The sequence below is a fragment of the Paenibacillus sp. FSL F4-0097 genome, from assembly GCF_038593125.1.
GTDB classification, from domain to species: Bacteria; Bacillota; Bacilli; order Paenibacillales; family Paenibacillaceae; genus Paenibacillus_AQ; species Paenibacillus_AQ odorifer.
Genome location: NZ_CP151965.1, coordinates 1 through 26,467, shown reverse-complemented (window position 1 = coordinate 26,467; position 26,467 = coordinate 1). Strand labels below are relative to the sequence as shown.

The 26,467-nt window shown below is 45.9% G+C and carries 16 protein-coding genes and 4 rRNA genes; 1 reads left to right on the top strand and 19 read right to left on the bottom strand.

What is annotated here, in order from left to right; all coding sequences use genetic code 11:
* Positions 1-195: 195 nt before the first annotated feature.
* The 13 genes from MHH86_RS00100 to gyrA all read right to left on the bottom strand — a co-directional run bounded on the left by MHH86_RS00100 (position 196) and on the right by gyrA (position 18,826).
* A 16S ribosomal RNA gene (locus MHH86_RS00100) occupies positions 196-1,753 on the bottom strand.
* 425 nt (positions 1,754-2,178) lie between these two features.
* A complete protein-coding gene (locus MHH86_RS00095; RefSeq protein WP_076317339.1) occupies positions 2,179-3,330 on the bottom strand; it encodes an amidohydrolase family protein in 1,152 nt (383 codons plus the stop codon).
* 2 nt (positions 3,331-3,332) lie between these two features.
* A complete protein-coding gene (locus MHH86_RS00090) occupies positions 3,333-4,391 on the bottom strand; it encodes an aminotransferase class V-fold PLP-dependent enzyme (protein WP_076106941.1) in 1,059 nt (352 codons plus the stop codon).
* Positions 4,392-4,412: 21 nt separating this feature from the next.
* On the bottom strand, positions 4,413-5,162 hold the full coding sequence (locus MHH86_RS00085; protein ID WP_076142584.1) for an ATP-binding cassette domain-containing protein: 750 nt from the start codon (positions 5,160-5,162) through the stop codon (positions 4,413-4,415).
* Positions 5,159-5,932, bottom strand: coding sequence for an ABC transporter ATP-binding protein (locus tag MHH86_RS00080; RefSeq protein WP_342479586.1), 774 nt, complete (start codon positions 5,930-5,932; stop codon positions 5,159-5,161). Before MHH86_RS00080 ends, MHH86_RS00085 begins: the two co-directional genes overlap by 4 nt.
* Positions 5,917-6,783, bottom strand: a complete 867-nt coding sequence (locus tag MHH86_RS00075) for an ABC transporter permease (protein ID WP_143763191.1) — start codon at positions 6,781-6,783, stop codon at positions 5,917-5,919. Before MHH86_RS00075 ends, MHH86_RS00080 begins: the two co-directional genes overlap by 16 nt.
* On the bottom strand, positions 6,780-7,769 hold the full coding sequence (locus MHH86_RS00070; RefSeq protein WP_063829812.1) for an ABC transporter permease: 990 nt from the start codon (positions 7,767-7,769) through the stop codon (positions 6,780-6,782). Before MHH86_RS00070 ends, MHH86_RS00075 begins: the two co-directional genes overlap by 4 nt.
* Positions 7,766-9,382 carry an ABC transporter substrate-binding protein gene (locus MHH86_RS00065; RefSeq protein WP_036682548.1) on the bottom strand — a complete coding sequence of 539 codons (1,617 nt, stop codon included), beginning with the start codon at positions 9,380-9,382 and terminating at the stop codon, positions 7,766-7,768. Before MHH86_RS00065 ends, MHH86_RS00070 begins: the two co-directional genes overlap by 4 nt.
* A gap of 154 nt (positions 9,383-9,536) precedes the next feature.
* Positions 9,537-9,653: ribosomal RNA gene (rrf, locus tag MHH86_RS00060) — 5S ribosomal RNA — on the bottom strand.
* A gap of 128 nt (positions 9,654-9,781) precedes the next feature.
* Positions 9,782-12,707: ribosomal RNA gene (locus MHH86_RS00055) — 23S ribosomal RNA — on the bottom strand.
* A gap of 262 nt (positions 12,708-12,969) precedes the next feature.
* Positions 12,970-14,527, bottom strand: a 16S ribosomal RNA gene (locus MHH86_RS00050).
* The 16S, 23S and 5S rRNA genes sit together here, the layout of an rRNA operon.
* Before the next feature lie 380 nt (positions 14,528-14,907).
* On the bottom strand, positions 14,908-16,005 hold the full coding sequence (locus MHH86_RS00045) for an HD-GYP domain-containing protein (RefSeq protein ID WP_038567989.1): 1,098 nt from the start codon (positions 16,003-16,005) through the stop codon (positions 14,908-14,910).
* Positions 16,006-16,261: 256 nt separating this feature from the next.
* On the bottom strand, positions 16,262-18,826 hold the full coding sequence (gene gyrA, locus MHH86_RS00040) for a DNA gyrase subunit A (protein ID WP_036677722.1): 2,565 nt from the start codon (positions 18,824-18,826) through the stop codon (positions 16,262-16,264).
* A gap of 356 nt (positions 18,827-19,182) precedes the next feature.
* Between gyrA and MHH86_RS00035 the strand changes: the two genes are divergently transcribed.
* Positions 19,183-20,058 carry a YheC/YheD family protein gene (locus MHH86_RS00035; protein ID WP_052096700.1) on the top strand — a complete coding sequence of 292 codons (876 nt, stop codon included), beginning with the start codon at positions 19,183-19,185 and terminating at the stop codon, positions 20,056-20,058.
* 80 nt (positions 20,059-20,138) lie between these two features.
* On the opposite strand, the gene gyrB is transcribed toward MHH86_RS00035, so the two are convergent.
* The 6 genes from gyrB to dnaA form a co-directional block, all read right to left on the bottom strand.
* The gene (gyrB, locus tag MHH86_RS00030; RefSeq protein WP_036677726.1) at positions 20,139-22,049 is read right to left on the bottom strand and encodes a DNA topoisomerase (ATP-hydrolyzing) subunit B; all 1,911 of its coding nucleotides are present in this window, start codon (positions 22,047-22,049) and stop codon (positions 20,139-20,141) included.
* Positions 22,050-22,096: 47 nt separating this feature from the next.
* A complete protein-coding gene (locus tag MHH86_RS00025; RefSeq protein WP_076316117.1) occupies positions 22,097-22,345 on the bottom strand; it encodes an extracellular matrix/biofilm biosynthesis regulator RemA family protein in 249 nt (82 codons plus the stop codon).
* Between the two features lie 17 nt (positions 22,346-22,362).
* Positions 22,363-23,481 (bottom strand): DNA replication/repair protein RecF, encoded by a 1,119-nt coding sequence (recF, locus tag MHH86_RS00020; RefSeq protein WP_342479585.1) that lies wholly within the window; start codon positions 23,479-23,481, stop codon positions 22,363-22,365.
* A gap of 23 nt (positions 23,482-23,504) precedes the next feature.
* Entirely contained in the window at positions 23,505-23,732 is a 228-nt protein-coding gene (gene yaaA / locus MHH86_RS00015; protein ID WP_036677736.1) for a S4 domain-containing protein YaaA, read from the bottom strand.
* 48 nt (positions 23,733-23,780) lie between these two features.
* Positions 23,781-24,923: a DNA polymerase III subunit beta gene (gene dnaN, locus MHH86_RS00010; protein WP_036677739.1), complete on the bottom strand. Its 1,143-nt coding sequence runs from the start codon at positions 24,921-24,923 to the stop codon at positions 23,781-23,783.
* A 197-nt stretch (positions 24,924-25,120) separates the two neighbouring features.
* Complete coding sequence (gene dnaA, locus MHH86_RS00005) at positions 25,121-26,467, bottom strand: chromosomal replication initiator protein DnaA (protein WP_036677741.1); 1,347 nt, start codon at positions 26,465-26,467, stop codon at positions 25,121-25,123.

Genomic DNA, 26,467 nt, shown 5'->3' with positions numbered 1-26,467 from the left:
ACTTGTTTGCACAAGTTGCTAAAAGATGTTCTAAAACGCAAATTCGTTTCGGTATCCAGTTTTCAAGGATCAAGTCTTACTTGAGAGCTTAAACTCTCAAAACTGAGCAACGAGTGAGTAACAGGCCTAAACCTGAGTTTTGGAAGCTAAGCTTCCGATTTGAATGTTCTCATTGCAGAGAACGATTTTCCATAGAAAGGAGGTGATCCAGCCGCACCTTCCGATACGGCTACCTTGTTACGACTTCACCCCAATCATCTACCCCACCTTCGGCGGCTGGCTCCCTTGCGGGTTACCCCACCGACTTCGGGTGTTGTAAACTCTCGTGGTGTGACGGGCGGTGTGTACAAGACCCGGGAACGTATTCACCGCGGCATGCTGATCCGCGATTACTAGCAATTCCGACTTCATGCAGGCGAGTTGCAGCCTGCAATCCGAACTGAGACCGGCTTTGATGGGATTGGCTCCACCTCGCGGCTTCGCTTCCCGTTGTACCGGCCATTGTAGTACGTGTGTAGCCCAGGTCATAAGGGGCATGATGATTTGACGTCATCCCCACCTTCCTCCGGTTTGTCACCGGCAGTCACTCTAGAGTGCCCAGCCTTACCTGCTGGCAACTAAAGTTAAGGGTTGCGCTCGTTGCGGGACTTAACCCAACATCTCACGACACGAGCTGACGACAACCATGCACCACCTGTCTCCTCTGTCCCGAAGGCCGCTGCTATCTCTAGCAGATTCAGAGGGATGTCAAGACCTGGTAAGGTTCTTCGCGTTGCTTCGAATTAAACCACATACTCCACTGCTTGTGCGGGTCCCCGTCAATTCCTTTGAGTTTCAGTCTTGCGACCGTACTCCCCAGGCGGAGTGCTTACTGTGTTAACTTCGGCACCAAGGGTATCGAAACCCCTAACACCTAGCACTCATCGTTTACGGCGTGGACTACCAGGGTATCTAATCCTGTTTGCTCCCCACGCTTTCGCGCCTCAGCGTCAGTTACAGCCCAGAAAGTCGCCTTCGCCACTGGTGTTCCTCCACATATCTACGCATTTCACCGCTACACGTGGAATTCCACTTTCCTCTTCTGTACTCAAGCCACCCAGTTTCCAGTGCGACCTCAGGTTGAGCCCAAGGTTTAAACACCAGACTTAAATAGCCGCCTGCGCGCGCTTTACGCCCAATAATTCCGGACAACGCTTGCCCCCTACGTATTACCGCGGCTGCTGGCACGTAGTTAGCCGGGGCTTTCTTCTCAGGTACCGTCACTCCGATAGCAGTTACTCTACCGGACGTTCTTCCCTGGCAACAGAGCTTTACGATCCGAAAACCTTCATCACTCACGCGGCGTTGCTCCGTCAGGCTTTCGCCCATTGCGGAAGATTCCCTACTGCTGCCTCCCGTAGGAGTCTGGGCCGTGTCTCAGTCCCAGTGTGGCCGTTCACCCTCTCAGGTCGGCTACGCATCGTCGCCTTGGTGGGCCGTTACCCCACCAACTAGCTAATGCGCCGCAGGCCCATCCCTCAGTGACAGATTGCTCCGTCTTTCATTCTTCTCTCAGGAGAAAAAAGAAATTATCCGGTATTAGCTACCGTTTCCGGTAGTTATCCCAGTCTGAAGGGCAGGTTGCCTACGTGTTACTCACCCGTCCGCCGCTAAGTCATTTCGAAAGCAAGCTTTCAAAATGACTCCGCTCGACTTGCATGTATTAGGCACGCCGCCAGCGTTCGTCCTGAGCCAGGATCAAACTCTCCAATTAGTATTGAAAAGAGCGATATGCTCATTTTGAAACATCTGACGAGAAAATTAATTCTCTAATTTTGGATTTCACTTGCGTGATTTCCTACTCACTCGTTGTTCAGTTTTCAAAGATCAAGTTCTCGTTGGCGCCGTTTAATGTCTCAGCAGCAACTCTTATACTATATCATGTTCGGCTATTTAATGTCAAGCTCTTTTTTTAACTTCTTTTTCGAGCTCGGCATGTGTATTTCTTGGCCGGACTTAGAATATATCATGTATAGAGATTCATTGCAAGAGTTTTTTTATATAAAATCAAAAGCATAAAGCATCATCTATGTATTATCGTATTATAATAACTACCTCCACTTATCATCTAATTATCTAGAAAGTAAAAAACAACTGCAGAAGATAACAGTTGTTTTTTTAGAAGAAGCTTAGACGATTCTAGATTAATTCCGCTTCCTTCGCTTCAGTAATTACGGCAACGATATTGTTTCGAAGGGCATCTGCATCGTGCGCTTCGTATGGATCCACTTTGAAAACAACAGCATCTGCAATAAAGCCTTCTGCAATTTGCCCCAGCTCGTTACCGCTCCCCAGAATATCAGCAGCACTTTTAGTCGCAGCCTGCCACGCTTCTCTCCGAGTTAAGCCATAATCAATCAATGTATCCAGTTCTTGAAGGTTATAGCCATGTAGTGCAGGTGTGGCATAATCTGTACCGAATCCAATACGAACGCCTTCTCTTTTTGCATAATGAATGGCCTTGGAATGACATTCGGTAGCTCGGGCAGCTCGGTCGCAAATGATCGGGTTTAACGCTAGAACGCCTTTTGGGTCTGCAGCAATACGATAAATTGATGTGGTGGGCACAAACGCTACCCCCGAGTTAGCAAGTCTTCCTGCCTGATCCTCAGTTAAAAACATCCCATGCTCTATTGATGCCACGCCGGCCTGGATGGACCAGTCTATCGTCACTCCACCCCAGGTATGAACCAGTACCTTCTTATCATGGGCATGTGCATTACGAACAATGAACGCGAACTCTTCTTCGGAAAAGATCGGGTCAACGACTTTCTCGGTAGGTGCTCCAAGCCCGCCTGTGGCCATGATTTTTATCCAACCCGCTCCTGTAGCAAAGATTTCCGCCATGCGTTGTTCTAAATGCTTGAGACCACGGGCATCTGCTGCTCCAATCATATCGCTACTGGCCTGCACTCTTAATGGATGCTGATATTGCTGAACAAGATGCTGCACTGTGCTCGGCAGAATCCCACCTGCATCACGGGCAGTCGTTACACCCGTCCTAAGAGTAGCTTCAAAAGCTTGTGCCTGCATAATTTCGATCTGGTTGGCATCGCGCTTCAATTGATCAGAGTGGTCAAAATCTGTCCAAGCTAAATGCGTATGAAGATCAATAATACCCGGACTTAGCCACAGATCTGTTCCTGCAAGATTTGACTCCACTTGATGCGGCTCCGCTTCAGTAATGGATGAAAAACGACCATCCTTTATCACGACATCAAAACGTCTGCCTTCGATACCTGCTATAAAAATATCATTGAACGTTTGCAGCTCTGGATGCTTAAGGATCATCTTCATTCCCCCCATGCCAGCCGAACAGCTGCTAATGCCTGAACAGGGTCTTGTTTCAACAGTTCGGCAAGCGTGGATATAGCCTTCTCCACACTTTGCCGCTCAGCATTCGTTCCAAAATGGTTGATCCGCAGAAGATGGCCAAATAATTCTCCGTCTCCGGGAGCCACAATGCCTATAGGCTGCTCAATCCGCAACTCTTGCTTTTCAGAAATCCGCACCGTTGTAGTCAGCGTAGAATAATGTCTGCTGTCCTTTTGCCAAGGCTCAAGCCCCAAGGATTTAATACCAGCTACAGCAGCTGCTGCGGCTCGCTCATGGCGTTTGATTACTTGATCCAATCCTTCTTCTTCAATTCGTGTCAAAGCTTGAATCAAGGCTCTAGCCTCCAGCGTAGGAATGTTTGGGGCAACCCGCAGTGGCGCGGCGTCTCCCAGTGATGGTTTCAGATCCAGCAAGGATAAAATAGAATTGCGTGGAGCATTTTCATTCGACTCAAGAAATTCCCAGCCACGTGGAGAAATACTTACGGCACTAACACCGTTGGGTCCAGCTAAGGCTTTTTGCGCACCTATAACTGCAAAATCAACGGACCATTCATCCACCAGCAGGGCCTCTCCCCCAACCGCAGATACGGAGTCCGACACAGTAATAAGATTGAATTCTTTTGCAATTTCAAATATTTCTTTAGCAGGATTAGAGCCTCCAGTAACCACTTCAGCTTGAACAAAAGAAAGGGCACAAGGTTTAAACTCCTTAATTGCGGAAGCAACTTGGTCGCTAGTGACCACTTCATCAAAAGGAACCTTTACTTCAACAACCGTTGCTCCACCCCGCTCAAGCCATTTTCCAAATAAACTTCCATAGGGACCTGTTACTATATTTACAATGGTTCGACCAGGTGCAGCTATTCCGGCGGCTACCGCCTCGATTCCAAGGATTGCCTCAGCCGGGATGATAACTGGAGGGTGCTCAGTAAACAAAACTTTGGAAATTAAATGTGTTAGCTTATTGTACTCAGCCAGTGAAAGTGGCACGTATCCTTTATGTTCTCGGTTCATAAGAAAACCTCCTGATGTACTTTATTTTGGCATTTTCGGAACCGCTGACAACAGCTCATAACTGTATTCATGTTTAGGACGGATGAAGAATTGGTCCCGCGGACTCTGCTCCACGAGCTTTCCTTGCCGCATAACTGCTACCGTATCACTAATTGCATTGATTACACCTAGATCATGAGAAATAAAAAGCATGGTGAGATTAAGCTCAGCCTTCAGCGTATTAAACAGTTCGAGCACACTAAGCTGCACAGATACATCCAACGCACTTGTAGGTTCATCCGCGATCAGGATGCTTGGCTCAACACTTAATGCACGAGCGATCGCTATCCGTTGACGCTGGCCGCCGGAAAATTCATGTGGGAATTTGTCTAAGGCCTTCTGTTCTAAATGAACTTGATTCAAAAGCTCTTTGCATCTTTGTTCAACACCTGTACGCCCCACTATCTTATGAAACAATAAGGGCTCGGAAAGAATTTGCCTAATCGAATGTTTAGGATTTAGCGAAGCATCTGGATTTTGGAATATCATCTGGATTGTTTTGTGCTGCTCACGGCTTCTTTTCTTTTTTAATTCTTGGGTACCCAACAGAATCTGCCCCTCATTTGGGGCAATCAGTCCAGCAATTACTCGCGCCAGCGTAGATTTCCCTGATCCGGATTCTCCAACAAGCCCAAGGGTGGTGTGCTGCTCAAGATTCAGATTGATACGATCCAGTGCAGTAAAGCCGCCATAATCAACAGTTAAATCTTTTATTTGCAAGGCTAATTTCATGATTCTCTACTCCTTTCAAGCTCTGGCAAAGGAAGCACCGAATCAATCAGCATCTGTGTGTAAGGGTCTTTCGGATTTTGCAAAATATCAAGGGTATTGCCCTGCTCAACAATCTGTCCCTGTTTCATTACACATAGCCGTGAACACAAGTTTGCTGCAATCGCTAGGTTATGCGTAACAAATACCATGGCAAAACTGAGCTCATGCTGGAGGCTCGTGATCGTCTCAATAATTTGCCGTTGAACCGTGACGTCCAGCGCCGTTGTCGGTTCATCACAGAGAAGTATGCCTGGCTTGCACGCCAGTGCCAGAGCGATGACTACCCGTTGACACTGACCGCCTGACAGCTGACTCGGATACCGGTCCTTTTTCTTCAATGAATCGGGGAGACCAAGCCTTTCGAGCAGTTCCAGTGCAATTACCCGCGAGGTCTTACGGCTTACTCTCTGTCTGTAATACACAACTTCAGCCAGTTGTTTGACAACCGTACAGAGCGGATCAAGCGCACCTCTTGGATCTTGAAATACCATTGCACTGCTTACGGCACTTTTAATGGTGCCACCAGTCTGTTCAACACCATTTGGAAGCAAGCCTAAAATTGCACGCAGTGTAAGTGATTTTCCTGATCCCGATTCACCTACTAATCCCAGACTCTCCCCTTTACCCAGCGAAAAACTAACATTATTGACCAATCTCTCATTTGACTTAGCTGCCAGCGATAGCGCCTCTATTTCTAAAATGGGTTGTATAGACATCATTTTTTCCTCCATATGTCTGCCAAACCATCACCTAGGAGCGACAAAGCTATCCCCGTATACACCACTGCAAATCCCGGCACGGCCGAGAGCCACCAAGCTGTAGTGATGAAGGGCTGTCCATCTGAAATCATTGTCCCCCAGTCAGGAGTTGGCGGTGTAATGCCGATACCAAGATACCCGAGCGTAACAATGGCAACAAGCAATCCAATCATATCTGTCATAAGGACGACCACGGCTTGCGGAAGTACATTAGGCAGGAGATGACGTAAAATAATTTTCACTCCAGGTAGCCCTAAGGTTTGAGCGGATGCCACCCATTCCTGATTGCGAAAAGAAGCACTAAGACCTCTGACGACACGGGCAAAGACAATCCATCCTACAAAGATAAAAGTAATATAAATGCCTCGTTCTCCTGCTCCACTAGCAAAAGCAACGATAATAACGATCAGATAAAAAGGAAAGGCGATGAATGTATCTGACAACAGCGTAATAACTGTATCGATCCATTTGCCGTAATATCCTGCCAGCATTCCTAGAAATACACCTGTGCAAAAGGGAATGATTTCTGCCAAGACCATGATTTTCAAATCAGTCCTCGCTGCATAGATCAGTCTAGTAAACAAATCACGCCCTAACTGATCAGTTCCCAACCAATGTTCGGCTGACGGAGGCTGTAAAAAGGCACTCAAATTTTGCTCAGAGGGGTCATAAGGACTTATATAAGGTATAAACACAGTCAAGAGAATAAGAGCTGCAAACATAATAATTCCCACTAAAAGTGAAGGGGTATTCCATATTCGCTTTAAGCCGCTTGTTACCTTACCGTCTTCATACAATCGCGAGTCTAGTCTTATAGTTTTCATTGTTTTCCTTTCGTTCTGGGATCAAGCCACCAGGAAATGATTTCAATCAAGAGACTGATGATCACAACAGATAGCGCACAGTAAAGTGCTATTCCTTGAATAACCGGAAAGTCCCGTTTCGAAATTGAAGTGAACAATAAGCTGCCAATTCCCTTAATTCCAAATACCTGCTCAACGACCAAGGTGCCTCCGATTAAATAAGAAATATTCACACCCAGCAGCATTAGCGTAGGAAGAGCAGAGTTGCGCAGCACATGTTTAAATAAAATAACCCTGTTTGGTATGCCCGCAGCCTTAAGGGTGACTACAAAATCCGATTCTAACACTTCAAGCATCTGCGCTCTTAATGAACGAACAAGCGTAGGAACCTGTGAAAAAGCAACAGTGATTGCTGGAAGTGCAAGACTATGCAAGGTTCCGACCCACCCTTCACTTACTCCCCCAACAGGGAACCAGCCAAGCCGGACACTAAAGAGCAAAATTAAAAGTAAGCCAACCCAGAAGATTGGCATACCTAGAGTAATTGTAGGAAAAATACGTATCAAATGGTCCAGCAGTTTATCCTTATGCGTAGCGGCTACCGTAGCGAGCAGAAGAGATACAAAAATCGCCAACACACAAGCCATCACGATGAGCAGCAAAGTAACAGGGGCCCGTTGTGTAATCAACTCTCTTGTTGATGTCCCCATAATAATGGAGTTTCCAGTATCTCCTCGAGTAAACAGCGTCTTCACAAATCGGATGAATTGCTCCCATAAAGGGAGGTCCAGCCCAAGAGTATGATGCATACTCTTGAGCGCCTCAGGGGTGCTGTATTCTCCCAAAATCATTTTTGCTGGATCTCCCGGCACGATTCGAATGATGAAAAAGACTGCTATCATTACACAGAAGATCACTGCCAATGCTTTTATAAGAGATATCACAAGCCAGTTATAAGAACCCTTGCTTCCTTTCGGTTGATTTAACGCCTGCTTAAGATTCATCATTGGCTGATGCGGACATCTTCGAAACGGGCACTGCCGTTCGGTAGAACAACGAGACCGTCAACTGAAGAACGAATACCTTTTAAAACATCTGGATAGTAAAGCGGAATATACGGAACTTCATCAGCAAGGGTCTGCAGCAGCTTAGTATAGATTTGTGCACGTTCATCGCCATCCGCAGTTTTTTGTCCCTCATATAGAAGCTTCGTAACTTCATTATTTGTATAATGCGTCCAATATGATTTGCTGAAGCCTTCCGGATCAGTTTGGAAAGCAATAATTGAGTTCGCTTCAGGGGAATCCGCCTGACCGCTGTTCAGCATTGCCGCAAAATCATATGCGAAGAAACGTTCACGGAAAGTGGCAAGTTCAATCGATTCAATCTCAATCTTAATCCCGATCGTTTGACCCGCTGCCTGAATAATTTGTGCCTCTTGAGCTCTTGTGCTATTACCGGATGCTACAAGTAATTTGGTAGTGAAGCCATTAGGGAAGGCAGATTTTGCAAGCTCCTCCTTGGCTGCTTCGATATTAAAGTTCAGTGCTTTGATTGTATCATTTGCGTTATAAGGAATCGTTGTTGGCAGCAATGAGTTTGCTGTTTGTGCATAACCAAAGGTTAGCGCCTTGGTCAAGCCCTCACGATCAAGCGCCAGCGCCAGAGCGCGACGGACATGCACATCAGAAAAATGTTCATCCAACGTATTAAAGAACAATTGCTCTGTCACCCAACTACCGTTAGTAACTACTTTAGTGTCAGCCCCATCTTTAATCTCATTGGCATTTTGCAGAGCCAAAGATTCAATAGCATTAACTTCTCCAGCCTTCAGCTGGTTAATCGCTTGGCTGTCATCTTCAATCAGCTTATAAACAAGCTTATCAATATAGGGTTTACCTTCTTGCCAGTAGAATGTATTCTTAGTGAAGGTCAGATCACCTGCAGTGTCCCATGTTTCAACAACAAAAGGTCCCGTACCGATTGGTTTCTTGAAGAATTCTTCTTCGGATACTCCACCGAAATTGTTAGGAAGGATACCATTTGAGAAATTAGATAGCTCCGAGATAAATGGTGTATAAGGCTCTTTAAGTGTAATAACAAGCGTTTTGTTATCTTGCGCTTTGATTGTGTCCACCTTTGCAGATATTGCCAGCGGGCCGCCTACCTTCAAGTGCCGCTCAAGAGAGAAAACAGCATCTTCTGCAGTCACATCCGTACCATTTGAAAACTTCAAACCATCACGAAGCTCGAATGTATACGTCAGACCATCTTCACTGATATTATGTGACTTAGCAAGCCAATCTACAATTTCACCTTCGCTGTCAAAAGCGACTAATGATTCAAAGACTTTGTCGATTGCAAAAGCATTGTTGGACGTAATCTGATTATGCAAATCCAGCGAAGTTACAGAAGCAGGTCGTCCATAGACGAAAGTCCCTCCCGTTGCAGGTTCTGCAGTTTGAGGACTTTGAGTTGCCGGACTCGCACTTTCCTGTGCCTCTTTATTTGAATCAGCCTTATTATTAGACCCCGAGCACCCTGCAATTAACATCAATAGCAAAACTGCTATTGCCCCCAACAGAATCGGTTTCTTAATAGATACACTAAAGTATGACATAATTCGCTCCCCCTATAATTCTTATATGTTTAGTATGAATTGTATTATGGGTTAAACACTGTAGTCTGTCAAACATAATTTAATTTGCAACAATCCTTAAGTAAATATACATAACAAAAAGACCACTGTCGATTACTCAACAGTGGTCTTGCGTGCTTGGCAACGTCCTACTCTCCCAGGACCCTTCGGTCCAAGTACCATCGGCGCTGGAGGGCTTAACGGTCGTGTTCGGGATGGGTACGCGTGGAACCCCTCCGCTATCGCCACCAAACATGCGTCTGTGAAACAGACGCTGCCGCGTGAAATTCGGTTCATCACCAGAAGTGACAATGAATTTCTAAGCGTATTTCAGGCTTGATGCCTGAAAACTGAATCCGAAACGAATCTGCATTCTACGTATAGGATAAGCCCTCGACCGATTAGTATTGGTCAGCTCCATGCATTACTGCACTTCCACCTCCAACCTATCTACCTCGTCGTCTTCAAGGGGTCTTACTAATTGGGAAATCTCATCTTGAGGGGGCTTCACGCTTAGATGCTTTCAGCGCTTATCCCGTCCGTACGTAGCTACCCAGCCATGCTCCTGGCGGAACAACTGGTGCACCAGCGGTACGTCCATCCCGGTCCTCTCGTACTAAGGACAGCTCCTCTCAAATTTCCTGCGCCCACGACAGATAGGGACCGAACTGTCTCACGACGTTCTGAACCCAGCTCGCGTACCGCTTTAATGGGCGAACAGCCCAACCCTTGGGACCTACTTCAGCCCCAGGATGCGATGAGCCGACATCGAGGTGCCAAACCTCCCCGTCGATGTGGACTCTTGGGGGAGATAAGCCTGTTATCCCCAGGGTAGCTTTTATCCGTTGAGCGATGGCCCTTCCATGCGGTACCACCGGATCACTAAGTCCGACTTTCGTCCCTGCTCGACTTGTAGGTCTCGCAGTCAAGCTCCCTTATGCCTTTGCACTCTGCGAATGATTTCCAACCATTCTGAGGGAACCTTGGAACGCCTCCGTTACTCTTTAGGAGGCGACCGCCCCAGTCAAACTGCCCGCCTGACACGGTCCCCGTACCCGATAAGGGCACTAGGTTAGAACCTAGATACGATCAGGGTGGTATCCCAACGGCGCCTCCACCGAAGCTTGCGCTCCGATTTCTACGGCTCCCACCTATCCTGTACAGATCGTACCCAAATTCAATATCAAGCTGCAGTAAAGCTCCATGGGGTCTTTCCGTCTTGTCGCGGGTAACCTGCATCTTCACAGGTATTAAAATTTCACCGGATCTCTCGTTGAGACAGCGCCCAAGTCGTTACGCCATTCGTGCGGGTCAGAATTTACCTGACAAGGAATTTCGCTACCTTAGGACCGTTATAGTTACGGCCGCCGTTTACTGGGGCTTCGGTTCATAGCTTCGGGTTACCCCTAACCACTCCCCTTAACCTTCCAGCACCGGGCAGGCGTCAGCCCGTATACTTCGCCTTGCGGCTTCGCACAGACCTGTGTTTTTGCTAAACAGTCGCTTGGGCCTTTTCACTGCGGCCCCCTCGTGCTATTCACACTACCGGGGCACCCCTTCTCCCGAAGTTACGGGGTCATTTTGCCGAGTTCCTTAACGAGAGTTCTTCCGCGCGCCTTAGAATTCTCTTCTCGCCTACCTGTGTCGGTTTGCGGTACGGGCACCTTCTCCTGGCTAGAGGCTTTTCTTGGCAGTGTGAGATCATGACCTTCGCTACTATAATTTTCGCTCCCCATCACAGCCCAGCCTTATCGATGTGCGGATTTGCCTACACATCAGCCTCACTGCTTAGACGGACATCCATCAGTCCGCGTCACTACCCTCCTGCGTCACCCCATCGCTCATAGCGGATTACGGTGGTACAGTAATTTCAAACTGTTGTCCTTCGACTACGCCTTTCGGCCTCGCCTTAGGTCCCGACTTACCCTGAGCGGACGAGCCTTCCTCAGGAAACCTTGGGCTTTCGGCGGATCAGATTCTCACTGATCTTTTCGTTACTCATACCGGCATTCTCACTTGTGTAGTGTCCAGCGCTCTTTTCAGTACACCTTCAACCCCTACACAACGCTCCCCTACCCCAGATACATACGTATCTAGCCATAGCTTCGGTGGTGTGTTTAGCCCCGTTACATTTTCGGCGCAGAGTCACTCGACCAGTGAGCTATTACGCACTCTTTCAATGGTGGCTGCTTCTAAGCCAACATCCTGGTTGTCTGTGCAACTCCACATCCTTTCCCACTTAACACACACTTGGGGACCTTAGCTGATGGTCTGGGCTGTTTCCCTTTTGACAATGGATCTTAGCACTCACTGTCTGACTCCCGGCAATAAGTATATGGCATTCGGAGTTTGACTGAGCTTGGTAATCCTTGCGGACCCCGCACCCAATCAGTGCTCTACCTCCACTACTCTTATACCGAGGCTAGCCCTAAAGCTATTTCGGGGAGAACCAGCTATCTCCGAGTTCGATTGGAATTTCTCCGCTACCCCCACCTCATCCCCGCACTTTTCAACGTACGTGGGTTCGGGCCTCCAGTGCGTGTTACCGCACCTTCACCCTGGACAGGGGTAGATCACACGGTTTCGGGTCTACGTCCACATACTAAATCGCCCTATTCAGACTCGCTTTCGCTGCGGCTCCACCTTCTCGGCTTAACCTTGCATGTTAAACGTAACTCGCCGGTTCATTCTACAAAAGGCACGCCATCACCCATAGATCGGGCTCTGACTTTTTGTAAGCACACGGTTTCAGGTTCTATTTCACTCCCCTTCCGGGGTGCTTTTCACCTTTCCCTCACGGTACTGTTTCACTATCGGTCGCCAGGTAGTATTTAGCCTTAGCAGATGGTCCTGCTGGATTCATACGGGGTTTCACGTGCCCCGCACTACTCGGGATCCGTCTCGGAGAGAACACAGTTTAGGTTACAGGGCTTTTACCTCTATCGCGGGCCTTTCCAGACCTCTTCACCTACCATATTCCTTTGTAACTCCATGTGAGACGTCCCACAACCCCTAAGAGCAAGCTCTTAGGTTTAGGCTGTTCCGCGTTCGCTCGCCGCTACTGACGGAATCACTATTGTTTTCTCTTCCTCAGGGTACTTAGATGTTTCAGTTCCCCTGGTCTGCCTCTACATTTCCTATGTATTCAGAAATGAGTAACTGCGAATTACCACAGCTGGGTTTCCCCATTCGGACACCCCCGGATCAAAGCTTGCTTACAGCTCCCCGAGGCAGTTTCGTTGTTCGCCACGTCCTTCGTCGGCTCCTGGCGCCTAGGCATCCTCCGTGTGCTCTTATTAGCTTAACCTTGATTCTTCCGTAGGAAAATATCATACGATGATATTCTCTTTGGAATCATCTCACTAATAACATTTACTTGTTTGCACAAGTTGCTAAAAGATGTTCTAAAACGCAAATTCGTTTCGGTATCCAGTTTTCAAGGATCAAGTCTTACTTGAGAGCTTAAACTCTCAAAACTGAGCAACGAGTGAGTAACAGGCCTAAACCTGAGTTTTGGAAGCTGAGCTTCCGATTTGAATGTCCTCATTGCAGAGAACGATTCTCCATAGAAAGGAGGTGATCCAGCCGCACCTTCCGATACGGCTACCTTGTTACGACTTCACCCCAATCATCTACCCCACCTTCGGCGGCTGGCTCCCTTGCGGGTTACCCCACCGACTTCGGGTGTTGTAAACTCTCGTGGTGTGACGGGCGGTGTGTACAAGACCCGGGAACGTATTCACCGCGGCATGCTGATCCGCGATTACTAGCAATTCCGACTTCATGCAGGCGAGTTGCAGCCTGCAATCCGAACTGAGACCGGCTTTGATGGGATTGGCTCCACCTCGCGGCTTCGCTTCCCGTTGTACCGGCCATTGTAGTACGTGTGTAGCCCAGGTCATAAGGGGCATGATGATTTGACGTCATCCCCACCTTCCTCCGGTTTGTCACCGGCAGTCACTCTAGAGTGCCCAGCTTAACCTGCTGGCAACTAAAGTTAAGGGTTGCGCTCGTTGCGGGACTTAACCCAACATCTCACGACACGAGCTGACGACAACCATGCACCACCTGTCTCCTCTGTCCCGAAGGCCGCTGCTATCTCTAGCAGATTCAGAGGGATGTCAAGACCTGGTAAGGTTCTTCGCGTTGCTTCGAATTAAACCACATACTCCACTGCTTGTGCGGGTCCCCGTCAATTCCTTTGAGTTTCAGTCTTGCGACCGTACTCCCCAGGCGGAGTGCTTACTGTGTTAACTTCGGCACCAAGGGTATCGAAACCCCTAACACCTAGCACTCATCGTTTACGGCGTGGACTACCAGGGTATCTAATCCTGTTTGCTCCCCACGCTTTCGCGCCTCAGCGTCAGTTACAGCCCAGAAAGTCGCCTTCGCCACTGGTGTTCCTCCACATATCTACGCATTTCACCGCTACACGTGGAATTCCACTTTCCTCTTCTGTACTCAAGCCACCCAGTTTCCAGTGCGACCTCAGGTTGAGCCCAAGGTTTAAACACCAGACTTAAATAGCCGCCTGCGCGCGCTTTACGCCCAATAATTCCGGACAACGCTTGCCCCCTACGTATTACCGCGGCTGCTGGCACGTAGTTAGCCGGGGCTTTCTTCTCAGGTACCGTCACTCCGATAGCAGTTACTCTACCGGACGTTCTTCCCTGGCAACAGAGCTTTACGATCCGAAAACCTTCATCACTCACGCGGCGTTGCTCCGTCAGGCTTTCGCCCATTGCGGAAGATTCCCTACTGCTGCCTCCCGTAGGAGTCTGGGCCGTGTCTCAGTCCCAGTGTGGCCGTTCACCCTCTCAGGTCGGCTACGCATCGTCGCCTTGGTGGGCCGTTACCCCACCAACTAGCTAATGCGCCGCAGGCCCATCCCTCAGTGACAGATTGCTCCGTCTTTCATTCTTCTCTCAGGAGAAAAAAGAAATTATCCGGTATTAGCTACCGTTTCCGGTAGTTATCCCAGTCTGAAGGGCAGGTTGCCTACGTGTTACTCACCCGTCCGCCGCTAAGTTATTTTGAAAGCAAGCTTTCAAAATAACTCCGCTCGACTTGCATGTATTAGGCACGCCGCCAGCGTTCGTCCTGAGCCAGGATCAAACTCTCCAATTAGTATTGAAAAGAGCGATATGCTCATTTTGAAACATCTGACGAGAAAATTAATTCTCTAATTTTGGATTTCACTTGCGTGATTTCCTACTCACTCGTTGTTCAGTTTTCAAAGATCAAGTTCTCGTTGACGCCGTTTAATGTCTCAGCAGCAACTCTTATACTATATCATGTTCGGCTATTTAATGTCAAGCTCTTTTTTTAACCTCATTTTCGAGCTCGGCATGTGTATTTCTTGGCCGGACTTAGAATATATCATGTATAGAGATTCATTGCAAGAGTTTTTTTGAAATATAATAGATAAATGAGAGACTGTGCTGCCATAAGCCTCAATACTGCGATATATAATGGCTAGCACAGCCTTATTCCCTTGTAACTACACCCTAAGCAATGATCTCTTGAATATACAATTCACGTTCCAACATCAAGTTAACTATCGTATCTTCAATTTTAACCATCGGACGTGTAGGGTTTGCGCGATCAGTGAAGATAATCTCCCCATGACGGCCATCACTTAATTTGATTCTAGTGCCATTAAAGAGATCAGTGCTCTTCTGTATAAACGTCTGCACAATCACTGGGTCAAGCTTACCGAAGCTTTCTGTCAGAATCTGCTCTAGTACCAAATAAGGAGACTGTGCTCTTCTGTAGGCTCTTTCTAAGGTCATAGCATGGAATATATCTGCTACTGCGACTACTTTAGCGTAGAAATGAATCTGACTGCCATCCAGCTTCAATGGATAACCAGAGCCATCAACCTTCTCATGATGCTGCAAGGCGGCAAGTCTTACCCCTTCATTAATCGCTGTAACATTGCGTAATAATTGATAACCATATGTAGTGTGTCGGCGAACCTCTTCTATTTCACTATTGTTAAGCGACTCCGGTTTCTGTAAAAGTGAGCTGTCTACTTTTGCATTGCCGATATCATGTAATAATCCTGCAAAAGCAATCTGCATCCAATCCTTTTGTGGGTACCCACACCACTGAGCGATTTTATAGGAGGTCAACGCGGACAACACAGCATTATGATAGTTGTAATCCTCATATTTTAAAGTGCGCGGTGTAAACTTCAAGACATGATAATCCTTCAAATAACCTATTAGTGTCTCTAACTGACTGCGCAGCTCAAAAATAGGAAGTGAAGCTGCCGTTACCGATCGATAGCTGTTCTTAATAAGAGTGAGCAGTTTATCGTATTCATCATGTAGAGGAGAATTAGTCTTGGCCAACATCGATTCGTTGATAATGGCTCCAGCTTTAGGGGAAGCTTGCTTAGCTGTTGTTTTGGCTCCATCCGAACTCGCCTCACCTTGGTCACCTTCGATTTCCACTTGCCCAATCAAAAAAGCCTGTAAAATATCTAGATCACGAGGGAGCAATATTTTTCCCTTAGTGAATAAAGTCCCCCCTAAAGGTGTAATTACATCCTTTATTATCTTTGAGCCTGCTTTAACTTCTCCAACCAATATATTTGGCATATACTCAGCCCCTTAATTTCTATAAGCCGTACACCCAGCATTACCTCACATTGATAAGACAGATAATTTCTGAGAAATTAGTACTTTATAGGATTCTATTGGCTAATTATAGTACGGAAAAATGGAAGACACTAGTGCAGTGAAAACTATTCTTTCAAAATATTTATTTTATTTTATGAAGCATCGGTCATTCAAAAAGCAGCAAAAAGAGCAAGAACTTCTGGAATAGAAGCCCTTGCTCTTTTTTGAATTCAACCTATTCTAAGTCAGTGTCTTCGTCCTCAGTCAGGATCTCAGGCTGATCAATATCGCCAGATTCCTCGACTGTATCTTGCCCATCCAGGCCTTCTTGCCCTTCCAAGCCTTCCAGACCTTCCACTTCCTCAGATTCATCCTCTTCGTTCTTGTCAGCTCTACACAGGGTAGCTACTGCGTCATCCTCACGGATGTTAATCAGCTTAACCCCTTGAGCATAACGGCCCATAGTAGAGATTCCATCCATGCTGGTACGAATCAGGGTACCGCTAGTCGTAATGATCATTAAGTCTTCATCCTTCTTAACGACCTTAAGACCCACTACAGGACCATTCTTATCTGTGAGATTAATGGTCTTGATCCCTTTACCACCACGAGTCTGGGAACGATAATCACCGGCTGGTGTCCGTTTACCATAACCCTTGGTAGTAACAATCAGAACCTCAAGCTCTTTATCGACACAGTCCATACCAATAACATGGTCATTACCGTCAAGCGTAATACCCTTAACGCCAGTCGCGCTACGTCCCATAGAACGCACATCATTCTCTGAGAACGTAATCGACATTCCGCGAGCTGTACCGATAATGAGATTTTGCTGTCCATCAGTCAGCTTAACCTCGATCAGGGAATCTTCTTCACGAAGATTAATAGCAATAAGACCGCCTTTACGGATGTTATTATAATCCCCAAGAGGCGTCTTCTTCACGATACCCTCGCGGGTAGCAAAGAACAAATATTTGTCGCTATCGCCATCTTCCACTTGGATTACCGCACTAATCTTCTCACCTTGTTCGATTTGAATCAGGTTGATGATTGGTGTCCCCCGGGCTGTACGACCCAATTCTGGGATCTCATAAGCTTTAATCCGGTATACTTTACCCTTATCGGTAAAGAACATCAGATAGTTATGAGAGTTACTCACGAAGAGATGCTCCACAAAATCCTGGTCCTTGGTGTCCATCCCCATGACTCCGCGACCTCCGCGCTTCTGACTGCGGTAGGTGCTGACAGGTAGACGTTTGATATATCCTGTATGTGTAATAGTGATAACAACCTCTTCACGTGGAATAAGGTCTTCATCCAGGATACTTTCTTCACCAACCGTAATCTCTGTCCGGCGTTCATCAGAATATCTATCACGGATATCCTGCAGCTCGTTGCTGATGATTTCCAGTACAAGATGCTCGTTAGCCAGAATTTCACGGTACTCTGCAATTTTAACGATCAATTCGTTATATTCATTCTCGATCTTTTCCCGTTCCAGACCGGTCAGACGTTGCATCCGCATATCGAGGATAGCCTGGGCCTGCTCTAAACTGAGGCTAAAGGTGCTCATTAATCCTTCGCGGGCTATATCAGTTGTCCGCGAAGCACGGATTAACGCAATCACTTCATCCAGATGATCAAGCGCAATGCGCAGACCTTCTAAGATATGAGCGCGTGCTTCAGCTTTTTTAAGATCAAATATAGTACGACGACGAATAACTTCAATCTGGTGCTGCAAATAATGATAAAGTACATCACGCAGATTAAGAATTTTCGGCTCGTTATTTACGATGGCAAGCATGTTGATCCCAAATGTGGATTGCATAGAAGTATGTTTATATAGATTGTTTAATACTACATTTGGATTAACATCGCGTCTCATCTCAACAACTACACGCATACCATTACGGTCAGACTCATCTCGAAGATCCGTTATACCTTCGATCCGTTTCTCACGTACTAATTCTGCGATTTTTTCAACCAATCTTGCTTTGTTAACCTGGTATGGAAGCTCATGCACAATGATGCGAGCCTTGCCGTTGTTCTCTTCGATCGTTGCCTTCGCACGCATGGTTACTGAACCACGACCCGTACGATAAGCCTGACGAATGCCCTCACGACCCAAAATATATCCAGCCGTAGGGAAATCCGGACCTTGGATAAACTCCATCAATTCCATTGGCGTGATATCAGGATTCTTAATCATCGCCTGCACACCATCGATAACTTCACCAAGGTTATGCGGTGGAATATTAGTAGCCATACCTACAGCAATACCAGATACCCCATTTACGAGCAGATTCGGATAACGGGCTGGCAATACAACCGGCTCATTCTCTTCACCATCATAGTTGGGTGCGAAGTCAACTGTCTCTTTGTTCAAATCACGAAGCATTTCGCCTGCAATCTTGGAAAGACGGGCTTCTGTGTACCGCATCGCCGCGGCCATATCACCATCAATCGAACCAAAGTTCCCGTGACCGTCTACAAGCATATAGCGCATCGAGAAATCCTGAGCCATCCGTACCATTGTTTCATAGACAGCTGAGTCACCGTGAGGGTGGTACTTACCGATAACCTCACCAACGATTCTTGCAGATTTCTTATGAGGCTTATCCGCAGACATTCCAAGCTCCGACATCGCAAACAAAATGCGTCGGTGAACCGGCTTGAGTCCGTCCCGCACATCTGGCAAAGCCCGGCTAACAATGATGCTCATTGCGTAATCCATAAAGGATTCACGCATTTCCACGCCAATGTCCCGATCTTTGACTTGTGGGTTATTTTGTTCAGCCATGAGTTGCTGGACCTCCTTCAGTTAAAAAACCGCTACCCTTAATTATATTACTTTCACAAAAGTAGCACAATTAAACATGATAGCCTTTTATCTTCTAATATTGATTTCTTTTTGCGCTTATCAGGGTATTTGCCCTTTCCGCAAATATCTTTACTACATAGACTGTAAAGACAAGAAACACGGTTTTATTATCCTAATATCGTTCGATAAGGCATAACCCCATATCCTTATATTATACCATTGTTTAGGTAGCTTGTCCTGATTTTCAGCTGTCAAAGATTATGCTGCCACTGCATTTTTTACAACAAGGAACCCAAAGGACCTATTCCTGCACAAAACTCATAAGGAGGAAGATAATGAAGATTCAACGCGTCCCAAGCAAATGGGCTAAAACGAAAGTCATCCTTCAAAATCACTCTCTATTGCAATATGTGCCTGATACCCGTAAATTCGATGTCAATGCTCTTAAGGAAATGCTTGCGTTATATACAATGGTCTATATTAAGCCTGATCGGGGAAGTTATGGTATCGGTGTAATGAGAGCTGAGCAGCGTACTGTAACTCTTAGCACTAGCAAACAGAAAGCTGAACACGGTACCGACCTCGATAACGTTAATAAAGAAGAGCCCGAAGAACAGATCTTGTATATTTTAAGATATGGGAAGACTGCGGAAGTGTTTTTCTCACCAGAAGAGCTGTATGAGAACTTACAGAAACGAATTCAGAATCGAACCTATTTGATTCAAAAAGGGATTGACCTTCTGCGTCATCAAGACCGCCCTTTTGATCTTCGGGTTCTTACCCAAAAGACTCCATCAGGAGTATGGGAAACAACAGGAATGCTTGGAAGAGTAGCTGCCCCTCAAAAAATCGTCACCAATTATCACAGTGGAGGCAGTATCCTTTCCGTAAGTACTCTACTAAAAAACTATATGCCGCCCTCCCAAGTCCTAGTTACGATCAATCACTTAAAAGCTTTGGGTATACAAATTGCGACACAGCTTCAATCTGCCTATCCAGGAATCAAAGAGATTGGTCTGGATATTGCCATGGATCAACATCTGGATATGTGGCTGCTGGAAGTCAACACTCTTCCGTCCATTGCTGTATTCAAATTATTTCCTGATAAATCAATCTATCGTAAAATACATCGCTATGCCGTAGCCTATGGACGTGTAAAAGCAAGAAAATCCCCTTATTCGACCCGCAATAAACAATCTACAAGAGCCTAAAAAGAAGCTTGAAATCAAAGAACCTCCAGCGTTCTCATTCCGTTAGGAATAGAAGCCGGAGGTTGTATTAAATATTTTTCTTACACATCAAGGTATCTAACGTTCTTGGCATGCTCATGGATAAAGTCACGTCTTGGTTCAACATTGTCACCCATAAGTGTATCAAAAATACTATCTGCCAGCATCGCATCTTCAATCGTAACCTGGAGCATCATACGGGTCTCTGGGTCCATCGTTGTGTCCCAAAGTTGGGTTGCATTCATCTCTCCCAAACCTTTGTAACGTTGGACGTTAACCTTCGCATTTTCTCCAAAAGAAGCGATAATATCATCACGTTCCTTCTCGCTGCCTGCGTAGCGGATAACCTTATTGCGCTCAATCTTAAAGAGAGGAGGCTGTGCAATATAGATATAACCCGCGTCTACTAGCTTCCGCATGTAACGATAGAAGAACGTTAGTAATAGCGTTCTAATATGGGCTCCATCGACGTCGGCATCGGTCATAATAACGACTTTATGGTAGCGAGCCTTCGATAAGTCAAAGTCATCGCTGATCCCTGTGCCCAAAGCCGTAATGATGGCGCGAATCTCGGCGTTAGATAAAATACGGTCAAGCCGAGCTTTTTCAACGTTTAGGATCTTACCACGCAACGGTAGAATCGCTTGGAAATGGCGATCCCGGCCTTGCTTAGCCGATCCACCCGCTGAGTCACCTTCGACGATGTATAGTTCGCTGATCGAGGCATCCTTGGATGAACAGTCGGCGAGTTTACCAGGCAGAGCACTGACTTCAAGCGCACTCTTCCGACGGGTTAACTCACGTGCCTTACGGGCAGCTTCTCGTGCGCGTGAAGCGGAAAGTGATTTCTCAAGAACGCGACGTGATACTGCTGGATTTTCTTCCAGGAACTCTTGTAATTTCTCTCCGAACAGTGATTCTACGATACCCCGCACTTCACTATTTCCGAGCTTAGTTTTCGTTTGACCTTCGAATTGTGGATCTGGAATTTTGACAGAAATAATGGCTGTCAATCCTTCACGCACGTCATCACCAGTCAGATTCGAATTGCTATCCTTCAGTACTCCCGCTTTACGAGCATAATCGTTGATGATACGGGTCAGCGCACTTTTAAAGCCGGATTCATGCGTTCCGCCCTCATGCGTATTAATATTATTCGCAAAAGAGTAGATGTTCTCAGTATACGAATCGTTATATTGGAGAGCCACTTCAACTTGGATCATATCGCGTGAGCCTTCCACGTAGATCGGATCCTCATGTAGTGCTTCTTTTTTCTCATTCAAATATTTCACATATTCAACGATACCACCCTCGTATTTGAACACGTTGGTGACATCCGTCCGCTCATCATGAAGCGAAAGCTCGATTCCTTTGTTAAGAAAAGCTAGCTCCCGAATACGAGTAAGCAGTGTCGAATATTCAAAAACTGTGGTTTCCGTAAATATTTCAGGATCCGGATGAAAGGTTGTAGTCGTTCCTGTCTCATCTGAATCGCCAACAATTTTGATATCATACTGCGGTGCACCGCGTCTATATTCCTGTTGGTAGATATGACCGTCACGTTTGACCTTAACAAGGACCTTTTCAGACAAGGCATTTACTACAGAGATACCCACACCATGCAAACCACCGGAAACTTTATATCCGCCACCGCCGAATTTACCGCCTGCATGCAGCACGGTCATTACGACTTCAAGCGTCGACTTCTTAAGCTTTACATTCTCACCTACAGGTATGCCACGTCCATTATCGATAACAGTGATCGCGTTATCCTCATGTATAATCACTTGAATCCGGTCACAATAACCTGCGAGTGCCTCATCGATACTATTATCGACGACCTCCCATACCAAGTGATGGAGACCTTTAGAACTAGTCGAACCAATATACATGCCCGGACGTTTCCGAACCGCTTCCAGCCCTTCCAGTACCTGAATCTGGCTCTCATCATATGTCGGTTGATTCATTGACATGCCTTCACCTACTTCTTTCTGATTATCTCTTTGTTACCAAATGCAAGTTATATTTCGAGCAAATTTTTGGCTCTTTTTTTAAGAGTGGAGGAGGAAATGGGGGAGTAATACACGATATTTTTAGTTACGACAATAGATTTTGCTTCCTCTTCGCCAATCCGCTCAAGCTTCTTATCCTGCTCAGAGTGAATAACGAATTGCTTAGATACCTTGGAAGATTTCTCAATCGAAATATCAAATATAGCAATTAACTCCGAAGACCTAATGATCTTCTCCCCGCCCAAATGAATATACATGATCGTCCTCCGCTCTTTTATAACTCAACTTTTCCATCATGAACATGAAATAGGCTGGCGTCCTTTAATTTATCGGCATTCAGACCCTCAATTCCGGTAGCGGTAATGAATGTCTGTACCTTGCTTTGAAAGGTTTCAATAAGCTGGGTCTGGCGGTAAGGATCAAGCTCGGATAAAACATCATCAAGAAGCAGCACAGGATATTCTCCGATTTCTTCATGGATCAGCTCGATTTCCGCCAGCTTAAGCGATAAAGCCGTGGTACGCTGCTGTCCTTGAGAACCGTAGACCTGAGCTTCCCTTCCGTTGATAAAAAAGGACAGGTCATCCCGATGGGGACCCGTCAGCGTCATGCCGCGCCTGATTTCTTGTCCTCTCGTTTGTGATAACTTTAACATAAAATTGTCTAATAAGACAGCTTCATCTTCCTCATCCCGATCGCCGAAAGAGGGGACATAGAGCAATTTCAGTTCTTCTCCGCCGTTCGTAATCCCCCGGTGAATGCTTTCAGCCCATATTTGCAGCTTCTTTATGAATTGTTTCCTTTTTTTGACGATTTTAACACCATGCTCTACAAGTTGAGCATCCCAGATTTCCAAAAGCTCTTTCCCTGCAGCCTCTTTTCCCCATAATTGCTTTAAGAGATTACCTCTTTGCAAGAGAATTTTTTGATACTGCTGTAGGTGAAATAGATAACTAGGCTGGACTTGGCCGATCTCCATATCAAGAAAACGCCGTCTGATGCCAGGGGTTCCTTTTACAATCTCTAAATCTTCCGGTGCAAACATGACCACATTCAGAGATCCAACAAACTCACTAAGGCGCCGCTGCTCCAAGCCATTGATCTTGGCTTTTTTACCTTTGGCAGATAGGGTGAGCTCCAGCTTGAGATCGCCATACTTTCGTTCTACCTCGGCAACGATCTGAGCTGCATCTCCGGGGGCATCGAAGGAGATAAGTTCGCGGTCCTTAGAGGTACGGTGGCTTTTGGTCATCGCCAGGACGAACAATGCCTCCATGAGGTTTGTTTTGCCTTGGGCGTTCTGACCCAGAATCAGATTCACATCGCCCAGGCTCTCCAGACGCAGCAGCCCGTAATTCCGATAATGCTGCAGACCGATATTTTTAACAAACACGAAATGGTTCCTCCCCTAGCGTACTACTCTTTTACTCCTCCGCCTTCAACCTCAAAGGTCCCGTTATCCTGCACTTCGATTTTGTCACCCGGATAAAGTTTTCTGCCGCGCCGTTCCTCTACCTCTCCGTTGACCAGAACGTGACCTTCCTGCAATAACGCTTTGGCCATTCCACCTGTGGATACACAATCTGCGAGTTTCAGAAATTGGTCCAGCTTAATGTATCCACTGTGGATAAGTATTTTTTTCATGGTTTTTATCCTTTCAGCCACTTATCCACATGTTCATGAATGTTGGCATTAATTTGTTGTACGGTAAGGCAAAATGATATACAAGCTATTGGTTTGGTCAAGTGGTTTCAAAATGATCGGACTCATCATCCCTGTAAATGCAATAACGAGCTGCTCACTCTCTATGACCTTTAATACATCAAGCATATATTTCGAGTTGAAAGATATTTTGAGAGGTTCACCTTTGAAATCAATGACTTCAAGTTCCTCACGAACTTTACCCAGCTCTGATGAGCTTGAAGAAATTTCAATACCGCCTTGATCAAGCGTCTGCATACGAACAATATTTGTTTTCTCTTCCCGGGACAGCAAATAAGCACGATCAATCGATTCGCTTAATTTTTTTGTATCTAAAGTTAGTTCTGTTTTGTAGGTTGTTGGAATAATTCTAGAAGTATCAGGATAAATCCCATCAAGGATCCGTGAATAAAACAGTACTTTGTCGATTTTGAAGAGAACTTGATTATCCGCAACGACAATATCAACCAGCATATTTTGGTCAGGGATAATTTTGCTGAGCTCATTAAGGGTTTTACCGGCAATAACAATATTTCCGAAATTGACATTTTCCGTGCCTTCAAGTTTAGCAGCTCTTGTTGCCAAGCGGTGACGGTCAGTCGCTGTAAACTTAAACTCATTGTCGCTCAGATTCCATAGTATACCCGTTAATATCGGAGTTGTCTCTTGGGTAGAAATAGAAAAGGCTGTTTGTTTAATCATATTTTTCAGCAAATCACCTGGTAGAGAGATCGTGTCATTCTCTTCAATGCTCGGCAACACTGGGAATTCTTCAGGGTCTAAACCTACCATCTGAATCTCAGTGGATCCGGAAGAAATGTACGTTTGGAATCCTTCTTTTACTTCCATGTGGATTTCTTTGGAGGGCAGCTTCTTAATAATCTCGACGAAAAATTTAGCGGGAAGAACAACACTTCCTGGCTGATCTATCTTCACGATGGTGTGGCTGTCATTCTCTGCTGGAATAAACGATTGAATAGAAATATCGGTATCACTTGCAGTTAATGTGACGCCTTGATGGCTAACTTCCAGTTTAATACCGGTCAAAATAGGGATTGTTGTTCTGCTGGATATAGCTTTGGATACGTGTTGAATGGATTCGTTGAGCTCATTTTTAAGAATGCTTATTTTCATGATTTCACTCCTAGCTGAAAAATTGGGAATTTCGATGGATTTGAGTCTGTTAATTACGCGTCTTTACATGATGAATTATTATAGTTATTTAATAGTATTAGTAGTAGGGGCGACGAATATGTGGATAACCCCACCAAACAGCATAAAATTAAGCCTACCCACATGTGTATAGATTGTGTATAGGCTCTTTGTTCCTCTTAGGAAGGATTTTTAATTTTCTCCGCAAGATTATTTACCACTTTGTACAACTCCTGATCGACCTTTAATGCCTGTGTAATTTTATCGTGCGCATGAATGACGGTCGTATGGTCACGTCCTCCGAAAGCCTCACCAATCTTAGGCAGTGAATAATCCGTTAGTTCACGGGATAGATACATTGCGATTTGACGTGGAAACGCTACGGCCTTGGTTCTTTTGCGTGCTTTGAAGTCTTCAAGGCGCAAATTGTAGTATTCTCCGACTTTTTGCTGAATATCAGCGATGGTGATCATCTTGGGACGACTGGAAGGAATAATATCCTTGAGCGCTTCAGCTGCCAAATGAGTGGTTACATCCTGGTTGGTAAGCGAAGAATAAGCAACTACCCGGATTAATGCACCCTCAAGCTCACGAATATTGGTGTCAATCTGGTTGGCAATATACATCATGGCCTCATTAGGGATATCAAGGTTCTCTGCCTTAGCCTTTTTGCGTAAAATCGCAATCCGGGTCTCCAGATCTGGTGGTTGAATATCCGTAATCAAGCCCCATTCGAACCGGGAACGCAGCCGTTCTTCCAGTGTGGGAATTTCCTTTGGTGGTCGGTCGCTGGAGATGATAATTTGCTTGCGTTCTTCGTGGAGCGCATTGAAAGTATGGAAAAACTCCTCCTGTGTAGACTCTTTTCCAGCGAGGAATTGAATGTCGTCGATAAGCAAAATGTCAACATTACGATACTTGTTACGGAAGCTTTCACCGCGGTTATCACGGATCGAATTGATAAATTCATTCGTGAATTTCTCAGACGAGATGTAAATTACCTTGTTATTTGGGTTATGTTCCAGGACATAGTGCCCAATTGCGTGCATCAAATGGGTTTTGCCCAGACCTACTCCACCGTATAAAAACAAGGGATTGTATGCTTTGGCTGGTGCTTCGGCCACTGCCAGTGAGGCTGCATGCGCAAAGCGGTTCCCAGAGCCGATTACAAAGGTGTCAAAAGTGTACTTTGGATTAAGCAGATGCGTTTGTGCTTCTTCTCTTGATACTACGGGAGTCGGAGCGGATTGCTGAACCACAAGCTCAGGCGGCTTGCTTTCTTCAATCACGAATTTTACATCCACTTGTTTCCCTGTGACTTCGTAGACGGTTGCTCCTACCAGTTTGGTGTAACGACTTTCCAGCCATTCTACAGCAAACGTTGTAGGTGCCGAGATAATGAGAACCTGGGAGTTGAAGGTTATCGCTTTAGTAGCCTTAAACCAGGTATCAAAGCTCGGCTTGCTTAATTTGGTTTGAATAATCGATAAAATTTGCTGCCATAATTCGGAAGTATGGCTGTCCAC